19 protein-coding genes and 1 tRNA gene are annotated in these 21,350 nt (G+C 71.5%); 6 read left to right on the top strand and 14 right to left on the bottom strand.

Annotated features, from left to right (window positions below; translation table 11 throughout):
* Positions 1-25 precede the first annotated feature (25 nt).
* A complete protein-coding gene (locus tag KZC50_RS13460; protein ID WP_310892014.1) occupies positions 26-1,483 on the bottom strand; it encodes an ABC transporter permease in 1,458 nt (485 codons plus the stop codon).
* 171 nt (positions 1,484-1,654) lie between these two features.
* Between KZC50_RS13460 and KZC50_RS13455 the strand changes: the two genes are divergently transcribed.
* Together KZC50_RS13455 and KZC50_RS13450 are read left to right on the top strand one after the other, a co-directional pair.
* Entirely contained in the window at positions 1,655-2,383 is a 729-nt protein-coding gene (locus tag KZC50_RS13455; protein ID WP_310892013.1) for a response regulator transcription factor, read from the top strand.
* Positions 2,380-3,852, top strand: coding sequence for a sensor histidine kinase (locus KZC50_RS13450; protein ID WP_310892012.1), 1,473 nt, complete (start codon positions 2,380-2,382; stop codon positions 3,850-3,852). Before KZC50_RS13455 ends, KZC50_RS13450 begins: the two co-directional genes overlap by 4 nt.
* A gap of 45 nt (positions 3,853-3,897) precedes the next feature.
* On the opposite strand, the gene KZC50_RS13445 is transcribed toward KZC50_RS13450, so the two are convergent.
* The 6 genes from KZC50_RS13445 to KZC50_RS13420 all read right to left on the bottom strand — a co-directional run bounded on the left by KZC50_RS13445 (position 3,898) and on the right by KZC50_RS13420 (position 9,495).
* Complete coding sequence (locus KZC50_RS13445; RefSeq protein WP_310892011.1) at positions 3,898-5,463, bottom strand: FAD-dependent oxidoreductase; 1,566 nt, start codon at positions 5,461-5,463, stop codon at positions 3,898-3,900.
* A gap of 19 nt (positions 5,464-5,482) precedes the next feature.
* Positions 5,483-6,364: an FAD:protein FMN transferase gene (locus tag KZC50_RS13440; protein WP_301133597.1), complete on the bottom strand. Its 882-nt coding sequence runs from the start codon at positions 6,362-6,364 to the stop codon at positions 5,483-5,485.
* A gap of 7 nt (positions 6,365-6,371) precedes the next feature.
* The gene (locus KZC50_RS13435) at positions 6,372-6,827 is read right to left on the bottom strand and encodes an FMN-binding protein (RefSeq protein WP_310892010.1); all 456 of its coding nucleotides are present in this window, start codon (positions 6,825-6,827) and stop codon (positions 6,372-6,374) included.
* 110 nt (positions 6,828-6,937) lie between these two features.
* On the bottom strand, positions 6,938-7,972 hold the full coding sequence (locus KZC50_RS13430; RefSeq protein WP_053548739.1) for a ribose-phosphate diphosphokinase: 1,035 nt from the start codon (positions 7,970-7,972) through the stop codon (positions 6,938-6,940).
* Positions 7,947-9,422 (bottom strand): bifunctional UDP-N-acetylglucosamine diphosphorylase/glucosamine-1-phosphate N-acetyltransferase GlmU, encoded by a 1,476-nt coding sequence (glmU, locus tag KZC50_RS13425; RefSeq protein ID WP_236968834.1) that lies wholly within the window; start codon positions 9,420-9,422, stop codon positions 7,947-7,949. The genes KZC50_RS13430 and glmU overlap by 26 nt, the downstream gene beginning before the upstream one ends.
* A 1-nt stretch (position 9,423) precedes the next feature.
* Positions 9,424-9,495, bottom strand: a tRNA-Gln gene (locus tag KZC50_RS13420).
* A 59-nt stretch (positions 9,496-9,554) separates the two neighbouring features.
* Between KZC50_RS13420 and KZC50_RS13415 the strand changes: the two genes are divergently transcribed.
* Positions 9,555-10,052, top strand: a complete 498-nt coding sequence (locus KZC50_RS13415; RefSeq protein ID WP_236968835.1) for a MarR family winged helix-turn-helix transcriptional regulator — start codon at positions 9,555-9,557, stop codon at positions 10,050-10,052.
* 24 nt (positions 10,053-10,076) lie between these two features.
* Here the strand turns inward: KZC50_RS13415 and KZC50_RS13410 are convergent, their stop codons facing one another.
* Positions 10,077-11,870 (bottom strand): ABC-F family ATP-binding cassette domain-containing protein, encoded by a 1,794-nt coding sequence (locus tag KZC50_RS13410; protein WP_310892009.1) that lies wholly within the window; start codon positions 11,868-11,870, stop codon positions 10,077-10,079.
* A gap of 118 nt (positions 11,871-11,988) precedes the next feature.
* Between KZC50_RS13410 and KZC50_RS13405 the strand changes: the two genes are divergently transcribed.
* Both KZC50_RS13405 and KZC50_RS13400 read left to right on the top strand, forming a co-directional pair.
* Positions 11,989-13,686 carry an FAD-dependent oxidoreductase gene (locus KZC50_RS13405; protein WP_310892008.1) on the top strand — a complete coding sequence of 566 codons (1,698 nt, stop codon included), beginning with the start codon at positions 11,989-11,991 and terminating at the stop codon, positions 13,684-13,686.
* Positions 13,683-13,973, top strand: coding sequence for a metal-sensitive transcriptional regulator (locus KZC50_RS13400; protein WP_310892007.1), 291 nt, complete (start codon positions 13,683-13,685; stop codon positions 13,971-13,973). Before KZC50_RS13405 ends, KZC50_RS13400 begins: the two co-directional genes overlap by 4 nt.
* A gap of 15 nt (positions 13,974-13,988) precedes the next feature.
* On the opposite strand, the gene KZC50_RS13395 is transcribed toward KZC50_RS13400, so the two are convergent.
* Genes KZC50_RS13395 through KZC50_RS13385 form a run of 3 tightly spaced genes read right to left on the bottom strand, consistent with a single transcriptional unit; the run spans position 13,989 to position 17,342 of the window.
* Complete coding sequence (locus tag KZC50_RS13395; RefSeq protein WP_310892006.1) at positions 13,989-15,314, bottom strand: GNAT family N-acetyltransferase; 1,326 nt, start codon at positions 15,312-15,314, stop codon at positions 13,989-13,991.
* Between the two features lie 37 nt (positions 15,315-15,351).
* The gene (locus KZC50_RS13390; RefSeq protein ID WP_301133608.1) at positions 15,352-16,278 is read right to left on the bottom strand and encodes a 4-(cytidine 5'-diphospho)-2-C-methyl-D-erythritol kinase; all 927 of its coding nucleotides are present in this window, start codon (positions 16,276-16,278) and stop codon (positions 15,352-15,354) included.
* Positions 16,275-17,342 (bottom strand): aldo/keto reductase, encoded by a 1,068-nt coding sequence (locus KZC50_RS13385; RefSeq protein WP_053548743.1) that lies wholly within the window; start codon positions 17,340-17,342, stop codon positions 16,275-16,277. The genes KZC50_RS13390 and KZC50_RS13385 overlap by 4 nt, the downstream gene beginning before the upstream one ends.
* Before the next feature lie 123 nt (positions 17,343-17,465).
* Here KZC50_RS13385 and KZC50_RS13380 point away from each other — a divergent pair, with 123 nt between their 5' ends.
* Positions 17,466-19,052, top strand: a complete 1,587-nt coding sequence (locus KZC50_RS13380) for a stealth conserved region 3 domain-containing protein (protein WP_053548744.1) — start codon at positions 17,466-17,468, stop codon at positions 19,050-19,052.
* On the opposite strand, the gene KZC50_RS13375 is transcribed toward KZC50_RS13380, so the two are convergent.
* From KZC50_RS13375 to KZC50_RS13365, 3 genes are all read right to left on the bottom strand, one after another.
* Entirely contained in the window at positions 19,000-19,920 is a 921-nt protein-coding gene (locus KZC50_RS13375) for a phosphodiesterase (protein WP_053548745.1), read from the bottom strand. The genes KZC50_RS13380 and KZC50_RS13375 overlap by 53 nt on opposite strands.
* 108 nt (positions 19,921-20,028) lie before the next feature.
* Positions 20,029-21,018, bottom strand: a complete 990-nt coding sequence (locus tag KZC50_RS13370; RefSeq protein WP_301133613.1) for an SRPBCC family protein — start codon at positions 21,016-21,018, stop codon at positions 20,029-20,031.
* Positions 21,015-21,260, bottom strand: a complete 246-nt coding sequence (locus KZC50_RS13365) for a hypothetical protein (protein ID WP_236968843.1) — start codon at positions 21,258-21,260, stop codon at positions 21,015-21,017. Before KZC50_RS13365 ends, KZC50_RS13370 begins: the two co-directional genes overlap by 4 nt.
* Between the last annotated feature and the right edge of the window lie 90 nt (positions 21,261-21,350).

The following is a 21,350-nucleotide window of genomic DNA, read 5'->3' as shown; positions in this document are numbered from 1 at the left end:
CGGGTCGAGTGGTCGGAGGCCGAGGTCATGCCGCGGACCGCAGGGCTTCGGCGGGCCGCAGCCGCGCAGCGCGCCATCCGCCCGCGGCGCCGGCGAGCAGACCGCCGAGCACCGCGATGCCGACGGCTGCACCGATGACCGCCGGCGTCACCGGCGCGGTGAGGACGATCTCGGTATGCGCGGCGATGGCGTCGGCGAAGCCCCCGGGGTCTCCCCGGCCGCCGGGTCCGGCAGCGGGCGACTCCGCGGTGGTGGTGAAGCTGGGCGCCGCAACGGCGATGACGGCGATCGCCCCGAGGCCGAGGGCGAGACCGGCGAGTCCGCCGAGCAGACCCTGGACGAGGGACTCCCCCGCCACCTGACCGACGACCCGGCGATCCGACCATCCGAGCGCCTTCAGCGTGCCGAGTTCCCGTGTGCGCCGGGTGACCCCCGACACGGTGAGGAGGACGGCGAGGATGAGCGCCACGGCGAGGGCGATCACCGAGAGCCACGTTCCGAGCGACGCGATGAGAGCCGATGCGCTCGAGAGTGACCCCGAGACGCCGGCGGCGAGATCCGCGGGTGCACTGATCGTGGCCTCCGGCAGCACCTCGTCGAGCTGCGCGTGCACCTCGCCGATGTCGTCGACGGATGCCGCCTGCACGTAGACCGTGGACACCACAGAACCGACTCCGGCGAGGCCCTGAGCGACATCGAGCGGGATGTAGACGTCCGAGGCGGTGTCCGCGGCAGACGAGGTCGAAGCGACCACGCCGATCACCTCGAACGCCGTGCCGCCGATCTCGATGTCGTCACCGACGGCGACCTCGACCGACGCCGCGTACGTGGCGTCGACAACGGCGACCGCGGCTCCGGCATCCGTCGCTTCCATCGCACGCCCCGCATCCACCGCGACGGCCGACAGGGGTCCCACCGCCGTGACGGCCGGATCGATCCCGAGGACGGTGAAGGAGTCGACACCGAACGCGCCACCGCCGAAACCTCCTCCTCCCGCGGGCGCGTCACCCTCGGTTCCGCCCGGCGGGGTTCCCGTTCCCTCGCCGGCCGCGTCGTCCGGGCGCGCGGGCAGCTCGCCCGAGAAGCTCATGTTCACCAGACTCAGCGCGCCGGTGGCGCCGGAGACACCGCTCACGCCCGCGACGGTGTCCACGTCCGCGGCGTCCAGGGTCCCACGGCCGGGCTCCGTCGTCAGCCGCGACTGGCTGAGCGTGGTTCCTCCGTCCGCATCGGTCGCCCCGGCATCCTGATCGAACTCGAACATGCCGCCGCGTTCGCCGGGCTCGGCGGCCGCACCGGCCACCGTCAGGTCCGTTCCGATCCCGTAGACGGAGGCGAGAGCCGCGTCCTGCGCGTCTCGCACCCCGGCGGCGAGGGCGTTGACGACGATGACGAGGGCGATCGCGACCGCCATTCCCGCCGCGACGATCGCCGTCTGCTTCTTGCGTCCAGCGAGCTCGCGCCGGAGATACGTGCCGTACATGCTTCTCCTTCCGGCGGGTCCTCACCCGTCCGTCGGGTCGACCGTAGGATCGCGCCTGATGAGCGACCACGGCGGCGGTCATGCGAACGCTATGTGCGAGCTGCTCGACTCACAGGAGAGGCATAGGTGCGGCCATAGGAATCCCATAGATGAGGCGGAACACTGGGATCCATGACCGCACCCGCACCCGCCCTCACCCGCCCCGACGGATCCGCGTTGCGCGTCCTCGTCGTCGACGACGAGCAGATGCTCACCGACCTGCTGTCGATGGCGCTGCGGATGGAGGGGTGGGATGTCCGGACGGCCGGCAGCGGCTTCGAGGCGCTTCAGGGTGCACGCGACTTCCAACCCGATGCGATGGTGCTCGACGTGATGATGCCGGACCTCGACGGAATGGCGGTTCTGCAGCGGCTGCGACAGTCCGGCGACGACGTGCCCGTCCTCTTCCTGACCGCCAAGGACGGCGTCGGCGATCGCATCGCCGGTCTCACCGCAGGCGGCGACGACTACGTGACCAAGCCCTTCAGTCTGGAAGAGGTGGTGGCGCGCCTGCGGGCGCTCATGCGCCGCGCGGGCACCGCCCTCACCAGCGGCACGGAACCGATCCTGCGCGTCGCGGACCTCACCCTGAACGAGGACAGCCACGAAGTCGAACGCGCGGGCGTGGAGATCGAGCTGACCGCGACGGAGTTCGAGCTCCTGCGGTATCTCATGCGCAATCCGCGCCGCGTCGTGTCCAAGGCCCAGATCCTCGATCGCGTGTGGAACTACGACTTCGGCGGACGCTCGAGCGTCGTGGAGCTGTACATCTCGTATCTGCGGAAGAAGATCGACGCCGGACGGGAACCGCTCATCCACACGGTGCGCGGGGTGGGGTACCTGATCAAGGCGCCGCAGTGACGGTCCCCGCCGCCCGGAAACGGCCGGGGGTGCGCGGGAGCCTGCAGACGCGCCTCATGGTGACGGTCATCGGGATGGTCGCCCTCATCCTCACCCTCGTCGGCATCGCCACGGGCGCGGTCCTGGGGCGCATCCTCGATGCGAACCTGAACACGCAGCTGGCCAACGCCGTCAGCAGCGTGACGGTGCGCCTGGACCCCGGCGCGACCGCCGCCGACATCCTCGCCAGCGGCCGCCAGCCCGAGGGCTTCGTGTTCGTCCTGCAGGGCCCGTCCGGGCTGTCGGGCGCGTACGTGTCGGGCCCGCAGCAGGTCACCGAGCTGAGCGCGGACGACATCGACGAGATCCTCGCCCAGCTCGACCGCTCCGGCATCTCCACGGTCGAGATCCCCGGCGAAGGCGATCATCGGGTGTTCCTCAGCGCTCAGCCCGGCGGACTGTTCTTCCTCGCCGGTCTCCCCGTCGCCCCCGTCACCGCGACCCTCGGCCAGATCTTCACCACCGTCGCCCTGGTCACCACGGGCGGACTGCTCCTGCTCGGCGTGGCGATCGCCGTCATCATCCGTGCGGGCCTGCGACCCCTCCGGACCGTGGCCGACACCGCGTCCCGCGTGGCGGCCATGCCGCTGTCCGAGGGGGAGGTGAGCCTCACCGCCCGCGTCCCCGAGGACCAGGTGGACCAGTACTCCGAGATCGGCCGGGTGGGTCACGCCCTCAACACCCTCCTCGAACACGTCTCGCGCTCACTGAGCGCGAGACAGCGCAACGAAGAGCGGATGCGGGCCTTCGTCGCCGACGCCAGCCACGAGCTGAGGACGCCGCTGGCCTCCATCCGCGGCTACTCCGAGCTGTCGCTGCGCGCGATCAGCCAGCATCCGGACGCCGCGGGCGAGACCACCCAGGCCTCCCTGGAGCGCATCCAGGCGCAGTCGCTGCGCATGACGGCCCTGGTCGAGGATCTCCTGCTCCTCGCCCGTCTCGACGAGGGCCAGGAGCTGGTCTTCGGCTCGGTCGATCTCACCCGACTCGCCCTCGAGGCCGTCGAAGACGCCCGCCCCACCGGACCCGATCACCGGTGGATCCTGGACACCGAGCCGGAGCCCGTGGTCGTCGCCGGAGACGCCGGCCGCCTCCACCAGGTCGCGGCGAACCTCCTCGCCAACGCGCGCACCCACACACCGGCGGGGACGACCGTCACCGTCGGTGTGTCGCGGGACCGGGGCGATGCGGTCCTGAGCGTCCACGACGACGGGCCGGGGATCGACCCGGCCCTCGCCGAGGAGCTCTTCGAACGGTTCTCCCGCGCCGACCGGTCCCGAGCCCGCCAGACGGGCGGGACGGGCCTCGGCCTCTCCATCGCGCGCGCGATCGCCGAGGCGCACGGCGGCAGCCTCTCGGTCCGGAGCGCACCGGGCGACACCACCTTCGAGCTGCGCCTCCCGGCGCGACCGAGCACTCCGGCGCCGTAGCCGTGGAACGCGTCGGCGGTCGATGTCCGCGGAACGCGTCGGTGGTCAGTATCCGCTGAACGCGTCGGTGGTGAGCGACCGGGCGCGCTCCAGCGCCGGCGCGAGGTCGGCGATAAGCCCCGCCGGCCCCGAGACGTACGCGTGCCGCCCCGCGATGTCGGGTACGACCGAGAGGAGTCCGTCGGCGTCCAGACGCACTCCGCGGGCCCAGGTCCAGTGGCCGGGCAGATCGGCCGGACGATCGCGCGTGAACACGATGACCGGGATCCCACTCGCCTCGATCTCGTCCCGATAGGCGAGCTCGGCGGCGTCCGACGCGACGTACACGAGGACGATGTCGCGCTCCTCCCCCGCCAGACGAAGGTGGCGCAGCTGCGACACGAACGGAGTGACACCGATCCCCGCCGCCACCATGAGCACCGGTGCGCCCGAGCGCCTGGGGAGGACGAAGTCACCCCACACCCCGGTGATCGCCAGCGTCTCCCCCGGCTCGACCTCGGCGAGAGCCTTCTTGAACGTGCTGCGCGGCGCCCCTTCCCGGGGCTCCTTGAACGCCACGCGCAGCACCGGCAGATCCTCCGGCGCCGAGGCGATGCTGAACTCTCGCCGTGTGCCGCGCGCGTCGGGTCGCCGATGCGGCACTTCGAGCTCCAGATACTGGCCGGGCACGAACGACACCCGGTCGGCGACGCGGAACGTGAGTTCCCGAACCGTCGGCGTCCGCGCCACCCGGGACTGAAGCGCCAGGCGCACGGCGGTGCGGACGGCCAGGGCGAAGGCCACCGCGTTGCCGATGAGGAGGGCCCGCTCCTGCCCGAGACTGATCGCTCCCACGTCGATCGGCCATCCGGCGAGGAATCCCACGACCCCGGCCACGAGGAACTGCTGACCGCGACGGGGCGGCATCGTGAGGGGTTCGGAGAGCAGGAAGGCGCCCAGGAACAGGAACGGCGAGGACCACAGGATCGGCCAGAAGATGTCGGCGACCTCGACGGCCTGACCCACCGCCTGATATGCCGCCGAGGTGCGCACCAGGGCCACGGAGACCGCGACGACGAGGAAGACCGCGATGACGCGGACCTTCTCGGTCCGCCAGAGCACCACCAGGCCCAGCACGATCACGGGGGCGGCGAGCGCGGGCGTCCCCACCCACCACGAGGACGCGCCGAGCTCCGGCCATGCGACCGCGAGAAGGGTGATCGCGGTGGCTCCCACGGCGGCGGGGTTGAACAGGTGACGCCCGCGCCACGCCAGCAGGTACTTCGATGCGGACGCGATCGCCCCGGCGATCGCGAGTCCGCCGAGCGCCGCAGGATCGAGGGTCGGTCGGAGCACGAAGAGCAGGATCAACGCGGTGATCAGCGACGACTCCACGCGCCACGGCAGACCCAGCAGCCGACGTGCGCCGGCATCGACGCCGGCGCACGCCAGGCCGAGGACCGCGGCGGACACGACGATCTCCGCCGCGGTCGGCGAGACGAGCCCCCACAGCGACAGCGCGAGGGAGATGAGCGCGAGCGCCGCGAGGGCGAAGAAGGCCGTCCGGTACATCGATATGCGCCCGAGCCCGGCGAAGACCCGATTCCCGGCGGCGGTCAGCGCGGTGAGCATGGTGCGGAACTCCCTCGTGTCAAGTGTTCACGCTCCTGCGGCGTGTGAACAGCTCGGCCGGGCATCCGGGCGAGAACTCCACCCGCCCGTCGGTGAACATGCGGACCCAGGCGACACCCCACCGCGCCGCCAGCTCCGCACCCCCGTCGAAGAAGAGGGCGGTGCTTGCCGCGTCCGCGCGCATCGCGCTGTCGGAGACCGCCCACGTCGCCGCGACGCTGTCGATCGGCTCGCCGGTGCGGGCGTCCAGGACGTGGTGGAGCCCCTCTCCCCAGGCGCGCCGGTTGGTCGCGGAGGCGCACAGCGCGGCATCCGTGACCTCCCAGACCCCGATGACGCGCGTGGAGTCGTACGGATGCTCGAGGCCGATGCGCTCCGTCGATGACCACACGCGGATGTCGCCGCCCGCGTCGACGGTCGCCGAGGCTCCCGTCTCGGAGGTCACCGTCTCACCCACGATGTCGACCAGGCGACCCTTGCCCAGCGCGCCGACGTCGAGCAGCGCTCCGGGGGCCGCACGGAGTCGACCGTCGGCGATCGAGACGGCGGCCGTCCACGCGGACGGGGCCGGCACGGTCACGCCCGTGGGGGTGAGCCGGTAGGCGGGGTCGTATCCGAGGGCCGACAGCGAGGCCGCGACGAGGGGATTGACCGCACCCGCCGTCGCGTGGGAGAGCTCCTCGTACAGCGCGAGCATGGGTGCGGCATCCGCCGGGGCCGGGGCCGACCCGCCTGTGGCAGCCAGGGCGGACACCAGGGAATCCGAGCGGAAGCGCGACCACGTGCGGTCGAAGGCGTCCATCATCTCCTCCACGCGCGTGCGCAGGGCGCCGGAGAGGGGCTGCGGGGTCTCGATCTGCCATCGGGTGCCGATGGCGTCGAACCGCCAGACCTCGCTCACACGCGGCTCAGCCCGCGGCCTCGGACTTGATGGTCTCGAGCGCCTGGTTGAAGCCCCCGCTGGTGAGAGACGAGCCCGCGACGCGCGAGACCTGCACGTCGTCGATGTTCTGGCCGACCACCTCGTCGGAGATGCCGCCGACGAACTGCTCCTGGTAGCGCTGGGACTCCGCCTTCTGCGGGTCGCCGACGACCTCGACGGCCGTGATGACGTCGTCCGCGAGGGTGAGGGTCACTTCGATCGACTCGACCGATTCCGGCGTCGCGTACGACCCCTCCGCCGTGTAGGTGCCGTCGGCGTAGGGGCCGGACGCGGATCCCGCACCCTCCTCGACCGAGGTTCCGCCGTCGGTGCCGGCGTCCGTGGTCGCGGGAGAGCACCCCGACAGGAGCGCGGCACCTGCGACCGCGGCAACGGCGGCGGAGACGCGGACGGGACGGGGAGCGAGGGCGGTACGGATCATCGTGCGGTCCTTCCACGGCGGGGCCTCCGCCGGGCGACGGAAGCGCAGGCTTCCATCCTCACATCGGACTCTACGGGCGGGCTCGGAGAGCCCGACCTGGCGGTGTCGTCTCAGGCGGCGCCGTCGAACATGCTCGTGACCGAGCCGTCCTCGAAGACCTCGTGGATCGCCCGCGCCAGGAGCGGAGCGATCGGCAGGATCGTGAGGCTCGGGAAGCGCTTGGCGTCGGGGATCGGGACGGTGTCGGTGACGACGACCTCGTCGATCGCGGGGCTCTGCAGGCGCTCGGCCGCCGGGTCGCTGAAGATCGCGTGGGTGGCGGCGACGATCACACGCGTCGCGCCGTTGGCCTTGAGCGCCTCCGCGGCCTTCACGATCGTGCCGCCGGTGTCGATCATGTCGTCCACGAGGAGGCAGACGCGGCCCGAGACGTCTCCGACGATCTCGTTGACGGTCACCTGGTTCGCCACGTTCGGGTCCCGGCGCTTGTGGATGATCGCCAGCGGCGCGCCGAGGGAGTCCGACCACGTGTCGGCCACGCGGACGCGCCCGGTGTCGGGCGAGACCACGGTCAGCTGGGCGCGGTCGTCCGCGCTCAGTGTCCGCTGGAAGTACTCCAGGAGGACGGGCTTGGCGAAGAGGTGGTCGACCGGGCCGTCGAAGAAGCCCTGGATCTGGGCCGCGTGCAGGTCGACGCTCATGACGCGGTCCGCGCCGGCGGTCTTGAGCAGGTCCGCGACGAGGCGGGCGCTGATCGGCTCGCGCCCGCGACCTTTCTTGTCCTGGCGGGAGTAGGGGTAGTACGGAGCGACGACGGTGATCCGCTTCGCGGACGCGCGCTTGGCGGCATCCAGCATGATCAGCGTCTCCATCAGCCACTCGTTCACGGGCGGACCGAAGCTCTGGATGAGGAACAGGTCGCATCCGCGGATCGACACCTGGAAGCGCGTGAGCATCTCGCCCGATGCGAACGTGCGGTACTCGGTGGGGACGAGCTCGGTTCCGAGGGACTGCGCGACATCCGCGGCGAGGGCGGGGTGCGAGGACCCCCGTGCCACGACCAGACGCTTCTTCGTCTTCGCGATCAGCCCCGGGGCGATCTCGTTGTCCCGATCGAGCTCAACCGTTCTGTTCTTGCGACCCATCGTCCGCTTTCTGTGCGGACCGAGCCGTGGCCGCGGCCTGCGCGGCACCGGTACCCGGTCGGTTCTTCTCGACCCAGCCGTCGATGTTGCGCTGGGGGGCGACGCTCAGGGCGAGAGCCCCCGGGGGGACATCCTTGCGGATGACGGCTCCCGCTCCGGTCTTGGCGCCGTCTCCGATCCTAACGGGCGCGACGAAGACGTTGTGCGAGCCCGAGTGGACTTCGTCCCCGATCTCGGTGCGGTGCTTGGTGACATCGTCGTAGTTGGCCGTGATCGCGCCCGCGCCGAGGTTGACGCCGCGCCCGATGGTGGTGTCGCCGATATAGGACAGGTGCGGCACCTTGCTGCGCGCGCCGATGGTGGAGTTCTTGGTCTCGACGAACGTGCCGATCTTCCCGCCCTCTCCGAGTTCGGTGCCGGGACGCAGGTAGGCGAACGGGCCGACGGTGGCGTTCGCACCGATGACAGCGAGGGTCGCATCGGTTCGGGTGACGGTCGCGTTCGCGCCGACCTCGCAGTCCACCAGGGACGTGTCGGGGCCGATCGTCGCCCCCTCGTCGACCACGGTCGCGCGGAGGATGTGCGAGCCGGGCAGCACCGTCACGTCGGGGGCGAGGGTGGCCGTGACGTCGATCCACGTGGTCGCGGGATCGAGGATGCTGACGCCCTCGCGCTGCCAGTGACGCACCGTGCGGGCGTTGAGCAGTCGGGCGGCGTCGCTGAGCTGGACGCGGTCGTTCACGCCCAGCGCGCTGTCGGCGTCGGGTGCGGCCACCGCGGCAACCGCGTCCCCCGCGGTGCGCAGGAGCGCCACCACGTCGGTGAGGTACTTCTCGCCCTGCGCGTTGGCGGTGCCCACCCGCGCGAGCTCGCTGCGCAGGCGCGCGGCGGCGAAGACGTAGACACCGGCGTTGATCTCGGTGACCGCGGCCTCCTCGGCGGAGGCGTCCTTCTGCTCGACGATCCGAGAGACCGAGCCGTCCGCGGAGCGCAGCACGCGACCGTAGCCGGTGGCGTCGTCCAGGACCGCCGTCAGCAGGGTGGCGGACGCGGCGCCCGCCCGGTGGGCGTCGAGGATCGAACGCAGGGTCTGCTCCTGCAGAAGCGGCACGTCGCCGGAAAGGACGAGGACGTCGCCGTCGAAGTCCTCGAGGGCGCCGAGGGCGAGCTCGACGGCGCGCCCGGTGCCGGGCACCTCGTCCTGGTCGACGATCCGGACGCCCGGCAGATCATCCGCCACGGCCCGCGCGACGAGGTCGCGCTCGTGGCGGACCACGGTCACCACGGCGTCGGGTTCGAGGGCCGCCGCCGTCGCGAGGACATGCCCGACGAGGGTCCGTCCTCCGATGCGGTGGAGGACCTTCGGCAGCGCGGACTTCATGCGCGTGCCCTGGCCGGCGGCGAGGACGATGACGGCCAGGGGCGCGTCCGAGGAGGGGTGTTGGGTCATGCTCCGCCGCCAGGATTCGAACCTGGTCCTCACAGCTCCAAAGGCTGTCGTGCTGCCGTTACACTACGGCGGACCGCGGCCCTGCGGGTCGCCCGTCAAGTCTGCCAGACCCGGCGCGGCCATAATGGAGGGATGGCTGGCCAGACCGACGAGGTGGACCGGATCGTCGGTGCCTGGAGCACCCAGCGACCGGACCTGGACTTCTCCCCGCTCGAAGTCCTCTCGCGTGTCGACCGCCTCTCCCGGCACCTCGACCGCGCCCGCCGGGAGGCGTTCCGCCGGAGCGAGCTGGAGCCGTGGGAGTGGGACGTCCTGTCCGCCCTCCGCCGCGCCGGCGAGCCTTTCCAGCTCAGCCCGAAGCAGCTGCTCCAGCAGACGCTGGTGTCGTCGGGGACGATGACCAACCGGATCGACCGGCTCGTGGGACGGCGCCTGGTGCGGCGCGAAGCGGATCCCGATGACGGACGCAGCGTGCTGGTCACCCTGACCGAGGAGGGACGGACGCGGGTGGATGCCGCGATCACCCGACTGGTGGACGCGGAGGCGCTCCTTCTGGCCGCGCTCTCCCGCGCCGATCGGGAACGCCTGGCGGGTCTCCTGCGCAAACTGAGCCTCGGTTTCGACGGCTGACCGTCCCGGGCGCCCGCCCGCGTGTCAGCCGATCTGCTCGGACAGCGCGAACCAGCGCTCTTCGACCTCGTCGCGCTCGCTCTCCCACGCGCCGATGCGCTCCATCTCGCGCCCGAGCCCGACATAGTCGGCCTGGTCGTGCTCGGCGAGGGCCGCCTTCGCCGCGGCGATCTGTTTCTCCAGCTTCTCCAGCCGGCGCTCGAGCGCGGCGCTCTCCTTCTGCGCGGCGCGCAGGTCCGCACCGGACAGACCCGAAGCGCCGTCAGGCGGAGCGTCCCTGCTCCCGGCCTGCGGCTCCTCGCGCTGGCGCTGGCGCAGGCGGAGGTACTCGTCGACGCCGCCCGGGAGGTGCCGCACCCGACCCCCGAGGATCGCGTACTGCTGATCGGTGACGCGCTCGAGGAAGTACCGGTCGTGGGAGACCACCAGCAGCGTGCCCGGCCAGGAATCGAGCAGATCCTCCATCGCGGCGAGCATGTCGGTGTCGAGATCGTTCGTCGGCTCGTCGAGGATGAGCACGTTCGGCTGCTCGAGCAGGATCAGCAGCAGCTGAAGGCGCCGCTTCTGCCCCCCGGAGAGATCCTTGACCGGTGTCGACAGCTGTGCACTGGAGAACCCCATGCGCTCGAGAAGCTGTCCGGGCGTCAGCTCCTGCTCCTTCGAGCCGCTCCCGAAGCTGTAGGTCGTGCGGAGTCCGGCGATCACGACCCGCACGGGATCGTCCAGATGCTGCTCGAGCTCGTCGAGTCGCTGCGTGAGCGTGGCCACCCGCACGGTCTTGCCGCGCTTGACCCGACCCGTCGTCGGCTCGATCTCTCCGGAGACGAGACCCAGCAGCGTGGACTTCCCCGCGCCGTTCACGCCGAGGATGCCCGTGCGCTCCCCCGGCGCGATCCGCCATTCGAACGGGTGCAGCACCTCACGGCCGTCGTAGGAGACGCCCGTGTCGAGGAGGTCCACGACATCCTTGCCGAGCCGGGAGACGGCGAGCGCCCGAAGCTGGGTCGCGTCGCGGATCTCCGGCTCGTCGGCGATGAGGGCGTTGGCCGCATCGATGCGGAACTTCGGCTTCGACGTGCGCGCGGGCGCGCCGCGGCGCAGCCACGCGAGCTCTTTGCGGGCGAGATTCTGGCGGCGCGCCTCGATCGCCGCCGCCTGCCGGTCGCGCTCGACGCGCTGCAGGATGTAGGCGGCGTAGCCGCCGTCGAAGGGTTCGACGATGCGGTCGTGGACCTCCCACGTCCGCGTGCAGACCTCGTCGAGGAACCACCGGTCGTGGGTCACGACGAGCATCGCGCCGGACCCGGCGGGCCACCGGCGCCGGAGGTGGTCTGCGAGCCAGGCAATGGCCTCGACGTCGAGGTGGTTGGTGGGCTCGTCGAGGAAGATCACGTCGTGGTCGCCGACGAGGAGCGCCGCCAGCGCCACGCGGCGCCGCTGGCCGCCCGAGAGGTCGACGACGGGCGCGTCCCACGCGAGATCGCCGAGGAGCCCCGCGATCACCTCGCGCGTGCGCGCATCGCCCGCCCATTCGTGCTCGGGGGTGTCGCCGACGACCGCACGGGCGATGGTGTGGGTGTCATCGAGGGTGTCGCCCTGGTCGAGGACCCCGACGCGGACACCACCACGGACCGTGACGCGGCCGGCATCCGGCGCGAGGCGACCCGCGAGCATCGCGAGCAAAGAGCTCTTGCCGTCTCCGTTGCGGCCGACGATGCCGATGCGGTCCCCCTCGTCGACGCCGAGGGAGACGGCGTCGAAGACGACCTTGGTCGGGAATTCCAGGTGCAGGGCCTCGGCCCCCAGCAGATGTGCCATGACCTCCCCAGCGTAGGCGAGTCCTCCGCTCTCGCCCGTCGCGTTGCCCTACCGATACCCCAGGGGGTATACTCGGAGAGCCGCCGGGACGACGGGTCCCGGCACGAGGAGGACACCTGTGCGCATCGTGATCGTGGGCGGCGTCGCCGCTGGAATGAGCGCCGCCGCGCGAGCCCGGCGGCATGACGAGTCAGCCGAGATCGTCGTCCTCGAGCGCGGACCGGAGGTGTCGTTCGCGAACTGCGGCCTCCCGTACCACGTCAGCGGCGAGATCGCCGATGCCGACGCGCTTCTCCTCCACACCCCGGCCTCCCTCCGAGCCGCTCTGAACCTCGACGTCCGCTGCGGCCACGAGGTGTCGGCGATCGAGCCCGACGGGAGGACCGTGACAGTCGTCTCGGCGGCCGGGGCCGACACCCTCTCCTACGACGCGCTCGTCCTCACCCCCGGCGCGAGCGCCCTGCGGCCCCCCTTGCCGGGACTCGACTCGGACCGCGTGAGCACCCTCCGCACGGTGGCGGATGCCGTGGGCCTGCGCGCACGCGTGGACGACGGTGCGCGGCGGGCGGTGGTCCTCGGCGCCGGCTACATCGGACTGGAGGCAGCCGAAGCCTTCCACCACGCAGGACTCGAGGTCGACGTCGTCGAGATGGCCGCGCACGTCCTCCCCCCGCTGGAGCGCGAGCTCGCCCACCTTCTCGACGCCGAACTCCGCCGACTCGGCATCCGCGTGCACGCGGGCATCGCCGCCGAGCGGATCGAACCCGGCGCGGAGGAGGACGTCGTCGTCCTCGCCGACGGGTCACGGGTGCCCGCCGACGTCATCGTCCTGTCGGTCGGGGTCCGCCCCGACACCGCCTTCGCGGTGGACGCGGGCCTGGCGCACGAACGGGGCGCCATCGTCGTGGACGACCGCGGTCGCACCAGCATCCCGGGAATCTGGGCCGCAGGGGATGCGACCGTGAGCGTCGATGCGGTGACCGGTGCGCGGCGCCCGATCGCCCTCGCCGGCCCCGCGAACCGCGCGGGGCGACTCATCGCCGACGACATCTTCGGGCACGGCGCCGGACGTCCGATCCCCACGGGCCTCGGCACCGCCGTGGTCCGGGTCGGCTCCCTCACGGCGGCGATGACCGGAGCCAACCGCGCCACCCTCGACGGCGCCGGCATCGCCCACCACACCCTGCACCTTCACCCGAACCAGCACGCGGGCTACTTCCCCGGCGCCTCCCCCGTGCACCTCATCGTGCACGTGGCCGCCGACGACAGCCGCATCCTCGGGGCGCAGGCGGTCGGCGCGGAAGGCGTCGACAAACGCATCGACGTCTTCGCCACCGCGATCCGGGCGGGGCTCACGGCGATGGACCTCATCGACCTCGACCTCGCCTACTCGCCTCCCTACGGCCAGGCGAAGGATCCGGTGAACCTCACCGGCATGGTCGCCGAGAACGTCGCCGAGGGGCGACTGCGCCTGTGGTACGCCGCCGACCTGGACGCCGTGGCCGCCTCGAGCCTGATCCTCGACGTCCGCACCCCGGCCGAGTTCGCGTCCGGGCACATCCCCGGAGCCCTCAACATCGCGCACACGGAGTTGCGCGCACGCATCGACGAGGTGCACGCAGCGGCCGCCGGGCGGCCCGTGCGGGTCCTGTGCGCCGCCGGGGTCCGCGCCAACATCGCCCACCGGATCCTGGTCGGGAACGGGCTGGACTCGGCGTCGCTCTCCGGCGGCATCCAGACCCTCCGGCACTGGTACGGTGCCGAGATCGACCGGATCCTCACCCCCGACACCACCACCGAAGGAGCACGCGCATGATGATCACCGGCACCCCCGAGGAGCAGGCCGCGACGCGCAGACGCATCGTCAACCGTCTCAAGCGCGCACAGGGCCAGCTCGGCGGTGTGATCACCGCCGTCGAGAACGGCGGCGCGTGCCGGGACGTCGTGACCCAGCTCGCGGCGGTGGGCAGCGCCCTGGACCGGGCGGGTTTCGCCATCGTCTCGGCCGCCATGCGCGACTGCGTCGCCGACCCCGACGCCACCCGCGAGGCCGAAGGCCTCACCCAGGAGGAGCTGGAGAAGCTCTTCCTCACTCTCGCCTGATCCGCGCGCTGCCGATCAATACCAGATCGACAGCCGCGGAGCCGTCGGCCAGGCGAAGATCCGGCCGGCGGCGTCGGCATCCGTCGAGCGGATCCGACCGGCGTACGCGAGCGTGGTCGCCGACACCCCGCCGAGGAACAGTGCGGAGAGCTCCTCGACCCCGAGCGCGAGGCCCACGGCGTCGGCAGGGATGTCCTCCGGCGCGAGCGGCGTGACGGCGGCGGCACCGTCGTCAGCCACCCGCAGGAGCCATCGCCCCTCGGCGTACCCCAGCGGGTCGGACACCTCCAGCACGACCGCTCCCGGCGCACCGTACCGACGGGACGAAAGACAGGGTGCGACGTCGAGGATGCGGACGTACTGGTGATCTCGGACGGACACCGTCGCCGCGCGCTGATCGGCGATCATCCAGCGCAGGGGCTCCTCCACCGACAGCTGATCGGCGGTGATCTCGGCGATGAGGTCCAGCGACAGCACGAAGCGCCACAGCGCCGCATACGCGTCGGGGGTCTCCGCGAGGAGATAGTGCACGTGGGCTCGCGACGCGGCGAAGTCCGCCTCGTTCTCCTGCACCGTGTAGACCAGCGCGCCGCGCACCTCGCCTTCGTCGTCGGTGTACTGCACCGCCCGTCGCTGCTCGGCCTTCTCGAGGTCGGGCCGCGTCCCCGCGATCGCATCCCAGTGACCGCCCGGCACATCCACCTCGCCGGGGACCGCGCGGCGGATGCGCTCGTGCACCGTCGCGAGGAGCTCCCGGACACGCTCGCGGGAGATGAAGTCGACCCGACCGGAGGGCGTCGGGCCGATCCAGCCCGCGCGACGCGCGTCGATCCGCCAGGAGGCACCGAAGGCGGCCGGGGCGAAGCCGTAGCGGCCGTACAGCGGCGATTCGCTGACCGTCAGCATCGCAACGGGGAAACCGGTCGATCGCGCGACGTCGAGCTCCCCCTCCAGCAGAGCGCGCGCGATCCCGCGACGCCGGTGCGTCGGAGACACCGTCACCGAGGAGATGGCGCACGCCGCGATCGCGGCGTCCCCCGGCACGGAGAGCTCGCCGCGCCAGGAAGCGAGCGTCGCCACCGGCGCGTGCGGGTCCGGTGCGGACGGGTCGTAGACCCCGGTCGCCCGGCGGTAGGCGGAGCGCTCCCGCACCGCCTCGATCTGCGCGGGGCTGCGGGAGCCGTCGAGGAAGCCGCGCGCGACGACCTGCAGCCAGGCCGGGAAGCCGTCGTCCGTGCCGGGCACACGACGCAGCTCAAGGCCGCGGGCGGCGAGGCGGACCGCGGAGGCTTCCGAGACGTCGGTGGCGTGCAGGTCGCGGGAGAGGGAGTCGTCGATCACCCCTCGATGCTACGCACCGGCCCCGACGTCCCCGGGGTCAGGCCGAGAGGACGCGGGCTCCGGCGACCGGGCCGTGCACGTGAAGGGCGGTCAGGCCGGCCGCGGACAGCACGATCTGGAGCTCGAGCGCCGCCTCCGACCCCGCCGCGAGGAAGGCCAGGGTCGGTCCCGAGCCGGACACCATGCCCGCGAGGGCCCCCGCCTCCGTGCCGAGGTCGAGCACCCGCGCGAGGTCGGGACGCAGCGAGAGCGCCGCCTGATGCAGATCGTTGCGCAGCTGCCCGGCGAGGACCCGGGGATCCCCGGTCCGCAGCGCCTGGAGTACCTCGGGGGCGGCCGCGGGCACGGGAGCCTCGGCTGCGTCGCCGCGGGCGCGCATCTCGTCGAGATGACCGTAGACCGCGGGGGTCGACAGGCCGCCCTCGGCGGGCACGATGACCCAGTCGAGGCGGCCGGTGGCGAGCGCCGGACTCAGCTCGTCGCCACGTCCCGTCCCCACCGCCGTGCCCCCCATGAGCGCGAAGGGCACGTCGGCACCGAGCCGGGCGGCGAGGGCGTGCAGCGTCGTGTGCGCAAGGCCCGCACCCCACAGCGCGTCGCAGGCGACGAGCGCGGCCGCGGCATCCGCCGATCCGCCTCCCATTCCCCCGGCGACCGGAACGTCCTTGACGACCTCGAGGTGCACGCCGCCGTCGTACCCGATCTCCGCCGCGAGCATGCGCGCCGCACGCAGGGCGAGGTTGCGGTCGTCAGCGGGGACGCCCGAGACGTCGACCGAGCCGCGGACGGTCATCGAGAATCCCGGTGCGTGCGTGGCCCGGATCTCTTCGTACAGCGACACCGCCTGGTACACCGAGGCCACGTCGTGGTAGCCGTCGGGCTGGACTCCTCCGACCTGGAAGAAGACGTTGAGCTTGCCGGGGGCGCGCACGCGCACCGCCGCCGAGCGCGCCGCGTCGGTCATCGCGTGGCCGAATCCGACCAGAGGTCCACATCGATGCCGTCGGAGAGGGCGTCGATGCGCTCGATCTCCTCGATCGTGAACGCGGGACCGTCCAGCGCCGCGAGATTCTCGTCGAGCTGCGCGGGTCGCGAGGCGCCGATGAGGGCGGAGGCGACCACCGGATCTCGCAGGACCCACTGGATCGCCATCTGCGCGAGGGTCTGCCCGCGCTCCCGCGCGATCAGGTCGAGGCTCTGCAGCTGACCGCGCTGGTCGTCGGTGAGGGTCATGCCGCGCAGCGACCCGCGGTCCTGAGCGCGGTCGACCGGTCCGTCGCCGAGGTACTTGTCGGTGAGGAGCCCCTGGGCCAGCGGCGTGAACGCGATCGCCCCCATGCCCTCCTGACGCAGGACGCCGGTGAGGGAGTCCTCGACCCAGCGGTTCAGGATCGAGTACGCCGGCTGGTGGATGACCAACGGGGTGCCGAGCGACCGCGCGACCGCGACCGCCTCGACCGTGCGCTCGGCGCTGTAGGAGGAGATCCCGACGTAGAGGGCCTTGCCCTGACGCACAAGGGTGTCCAGTGCCCCGATCGTCTCCTCGATGGGCACGGTGTCATCGACGCGGTGCGAGTAGAAGATGTCGACGTAGTCGACGCACATGCGGCGGAGGGACTGCTCGGCGCTCGCGAGGACGTACTTCCGCGACCCCCCGTCGCCGTAGGGGCCCTCCCACATCTCGTACCCCGCCTTCGACGACAGGATGAGCTCGTCGCGGTACGGCGCGAAGTCCTCGCGCATCATCCGACCGAAGTTCGTCTCGGCGCTGCCGAAGGGCGGCCCGTAGTTGTTGGCGAGATCGAAGTGGATGATCCCCCGGTCGAACGCGTGCCGCAGGAGCGTGCGCTGATCGTCGAACGGGATGTTGTCGCCGAAGTTCCACCACAGGCCCAGGGAGATCGGCGGAAGGACGAGCCCCGACCCACCCACCCGCCGATACGCGAGACGGTCGTAGCGGTCCTCCGCCGCGGTCCACGGGCGATGCAGGTCTCCTCCGCGCGAACGCGGTCGCGGTGATTCGGTCACCGCCCCAGGCTATCCACTCCGCCGCGGAGCGGCACGGGGTGCGGCGAAACCTGCGCGTAACGACGGGCGCGTATCGTTGCTCAGTCGGACACGCACACCCGCGACATCCGAGAAGGAGGATTCGTGACCACACTGTCGGCTCTCCCCGCGCGCACCCACACCTGGACGACGCTGCTGGCCCGCCCGGACGTCGTCGTCGACGCCGGGATCCTGCATCTCGTCCATGACGACCTCGCCCCGCACGATGCGCGCATCGCGGACCTGCTGTTCGTCGCGGATGTGCTGCGGGATGCCGGGATCGACACGGTGCTCATCCGACACTCCCGCTTCCTCCCGGCCCTCGTGGTCGACATCGACGACGCCGAGCGGGCCTTCACGGCACTGGCGGACGCCTGCGGACGCGAACCCCTCTACGTCAAGACGAAGGGCGCGCCGCCGACCCTCGTCGCCGACGGCGCCCCGTTCGCGCAGACGCCGGCCACCGTGCGCCTCTACCGCCCGCGGATCACCCCGTCCGGAAGCCTCCGCTACGGCGCGTCGCTGGCGGCGCACGTGGAGTTCTGGCGTTTCGGCGACGAGACGATCGAGGCCCCGCGGGACAACACCCTCACCCGTCGCACCACCGCGACGGCGGACGTGTCCTTCGTCGAGATCGAGCGGTACGGCCGCACCTGGCGGACGATCTCCGGGATGTTCGACCCGCAGCCGCAGGAGGTCACCGAGGACGTGGACATCGTCTTCTCGTGGGTCGACGGCTCCGCGTCGGAGTTCCAGCGGCAGCGTGCCGCACAGATGGCGGAGTACGTCGTCGGCGAGGGCGACGACGGACCGGCCCGCTACCGGCACGTGGACGAGCTGCGCTACGCGCTCCGCAGTGTCCACATGTACGCGCCGTGGGTGCGGCGCATCTTCATCGCCACCGACTCCCCCGTGCCGGCGTGGCTGGACGAGCACCCGAAGGTCACCGTCGTGCGCAGCGAGGAGTTCTTCGCCGACCCGGAGGTGCTCCCCACGCACAACTCGCACGCCGTCGAGGCCCAGCTGCACCGCATCCCCGGCCTCGCGGAGCACTTCCTCTACTCCAACGACGACATGTTCTTCGGCCGCCTCGTCGAACCGGAGATGTTCTTCACCCCCGGCGGCGTGACGAAGTTCGTCGAGTGCGACGTCCGGATCGGGGCGGGGCCGACCGCGGTGCACCGCAGCGGACACGACAACGGTCTGCGGGTCAATCGCGCGCTGCTCGCCGAGCGCTTCGGTCGGACGATCGTGCGCGACCTCGAGCACTGCGCCACGCCCCTGCGCCGCAGTGTGATGTCCGAGCTCGAGGCCGCGTTCCCCGAGGACTTCGCCCGGACGGCGGCCTCCCGTTTCCGTTCGGCGACCGACATCTCCGTCACCAACAGCCTCTACCACTACTACGCGATGATGACGGGCCGGGCCGTGTCCACGCGCGCGCCGCGCGTCCGCTACGTGCAGACGACCCTCGCGCGGGGGCTGCGCCAGATGGATCGGCTCGCCGACGGAGCGGATGTCGACATGTTCTGCCTCAACGACGGGGGCAACGCCGAGGTCCCCGAGGAGGTGCGGGTGCAGACCCTGCGGGCGGCACTGGAGCGGATGTTCCCCGTCCGGGCCCCGTGGGAGCGGCAGGAGCTCAGCGCAGCAACGTCGTCCGTCCGCGCGGCGCATCCCGTCGCGCAGCACTGACGGGGCCGACACCCGCTTCCCGCAGGCGGCGCTGCGCCTCCCCCGGGTCGATGAACTCCAGCGTCCGCGGAGCGTCGACGGGGACGACCGAATGGACCACGGTGTCGTCGTAGACGTGCACCAGGTTGAACGCCTGCGCCCCGTCCTGCGGCCGCGTGCCCCCCGTGGGGACCGTCAGGTCCTGCGCGTAGCACGTGGATGAGGCGACGGACACCGGGATGCCGGCGACCGTGGCGAACGTGGAGTAGTGGAGGTGCCCGGCGATGATCGCCCGCACGTCCGTTCCCCGCACCACCCGGGCGAACGCGCGCTGATCCCGCAGCTCGACGCTCGAGGCGAGCGGCAGGACGCTCGGGACGGGCGGGTGGTGCATCGCGATGATCGTGCCGAGCGGCGCGGGCGTGGACAACACGTGGGCGAGCCATGAGAGCTGCGCCTCGGAGATCTCGCCGTGATGGTGACCGGGGACGGTCGAATCAAGCGTGATCACACGGAGTCCGTCGAGCTCGTCGACCCGGTCGTAGACGCCGGTGTCCGAGGCGTCGCCGTCGACGAGCTCCGCGCGGAACGCGCCGCGGTCGTCGTGGTTCCCCATCACCCAGAGCACGCGTGCCGACAGCGATGCCGCGAGGGGTTCGACCATGCGGCGCAGCTGCGCGTAGGCCGCGGGCTCGCCGAGGTCGGCGAGGTCACCGGTGAAGACCACCGCGTCGGGGCGGACACCGGAGGAGGCGATGACGCGGAACGCCCGTTGCAGTCGGTCGGCGGCGTCGACCGTGTCGAACAGACGGGCGCCTTCGGCGCGCAGGTGTGTGTCGCTGATGTGCAGGAGAACGCGTTCGGGCGCCGGATGCTCTGCGGTGCGCATGGCCCGAATGTTACCGGCATGTTTCGTCGTCCCGGCCGACGGACAGGCCGGAAAGGGTGAACGTTCGGCGAACGTTCCCGTCCGATGACCGTGCTTTCGACTCCGGAGTCAGCGGAATGCTCGGCTGACCGCACTGCCGGTCTGGAACAGGGTGATCCACACGATGAACTTCTGAACGGAGCGGAGCGGGTACACGACGAGCATTCGCCAACCCTGGCGTCGAGACCACGACCTCGTGATCTGGACCTGGGTACCGCCCACCGTGGCCGCCAGGGTGAACTCCGTCAGAATCGGACTGCCCTGTGGAGCGTCGGGGTAGGCGAAACTCCACGCGATCCGCTCCGGTCGATGGGCTGCGACGAGTTCGATGCTGCGGCGGCGGAACCGGGGCTTCACCGTCAGCGGCTTCCCATCCGGACGACGGACCGGCGCGAGGCCTCGCCAGACCATGCCGGGTATGGGGTCCTGGTCTCCGTGGTCGATGGTGCCGATACTCATCTCCCAATCGGGGATGGCCCTCGGGTCCACGAGAAACCGCCACACCTCCTCGATCGGCGCCGCAACGAATGTTTCGATCGACCCCGTCACACGACCCTCCGTCTCTCCCGACGTCGTCGCCGTTCCTTCGACGGGGACGTCGAACGGGGCGAGGCGGTCGAGCACGGCCCGGGGCGTCGCGCCGAGGCGGTCGAGGATGCTGGCGATCAGGCCACTGGGTTCGGTGACGAGTTCTCGGAGCACCGCCGCAGCGTCGCCCTTGTCGTCTCTGGAGATGGAGCGCGCGATCAGGTCGGAAGCGCGCTTGCTCCATTCGTATCCGTCCGTCTCGTGGAAGACGATTCGTCCGGCCTCAGGGAATGACGCCTCGATGCCGAGCGATGCCAGCTGGGCCGCCCGTTCTTCCTCGACTGCGCGGCGGGCGCCGTCGAGGTCGATGCCCATGCTGCGCAGCGCACCTCCCGCGGGTTGATCGCTGATGACGAGGGCGAGAAACAGGTGCTCGAGGTCCGCGACGCGAAGGCCTGCTCGCGATGCCTCCTCCATCGCGGCGAGGGAGAGAGATTGAGTGGTCTGAGCGGCGCGAACGAACCTGCTCATGCGTTCCTCCTGAGGATCGGGATCGTGGGGTCGACGCGTTTGGAGTGCTTCTTGTGCACGGCTTGCCGGGTCACTCCCAGTGCGTCAGCGATGTCCTGCCATTTCATCCCCGCCCGGAGCGCGGCCTCGACTTGCCTGAGCTCCAAGGTGTCCGCGAGGACGCGCAACGCCGCCACTGCCCGCAACCCTGCTTTCGGGTCGCTGGTGTCGGATGCCACTGCCGCGATCTGGGAAGACTGCATGCCGTCAACCTATGTTGCTACGAAGGTGCTGTCAACCTAGGTTGCACCGGTCCCTGCGCCCGATCCCGACGGGCACGTGCGGTGGCCTTC

The sequence above is a fragment of the Microbacterium aurantiacum genome (genome assembly GCF_031625015.1).
Classification (GTDB): Bacteria; Actinomycetota; Actinomycetes; order Actinomycetales; family Microbacteriaceae; genus Microbacterium; species Microbacterium aurantiacum.
The sequence above is the reverse complement of the archived record's forward strand: the minus strand, read 5'-3'. Positions and strand labels throughout refer to the sequence as shown.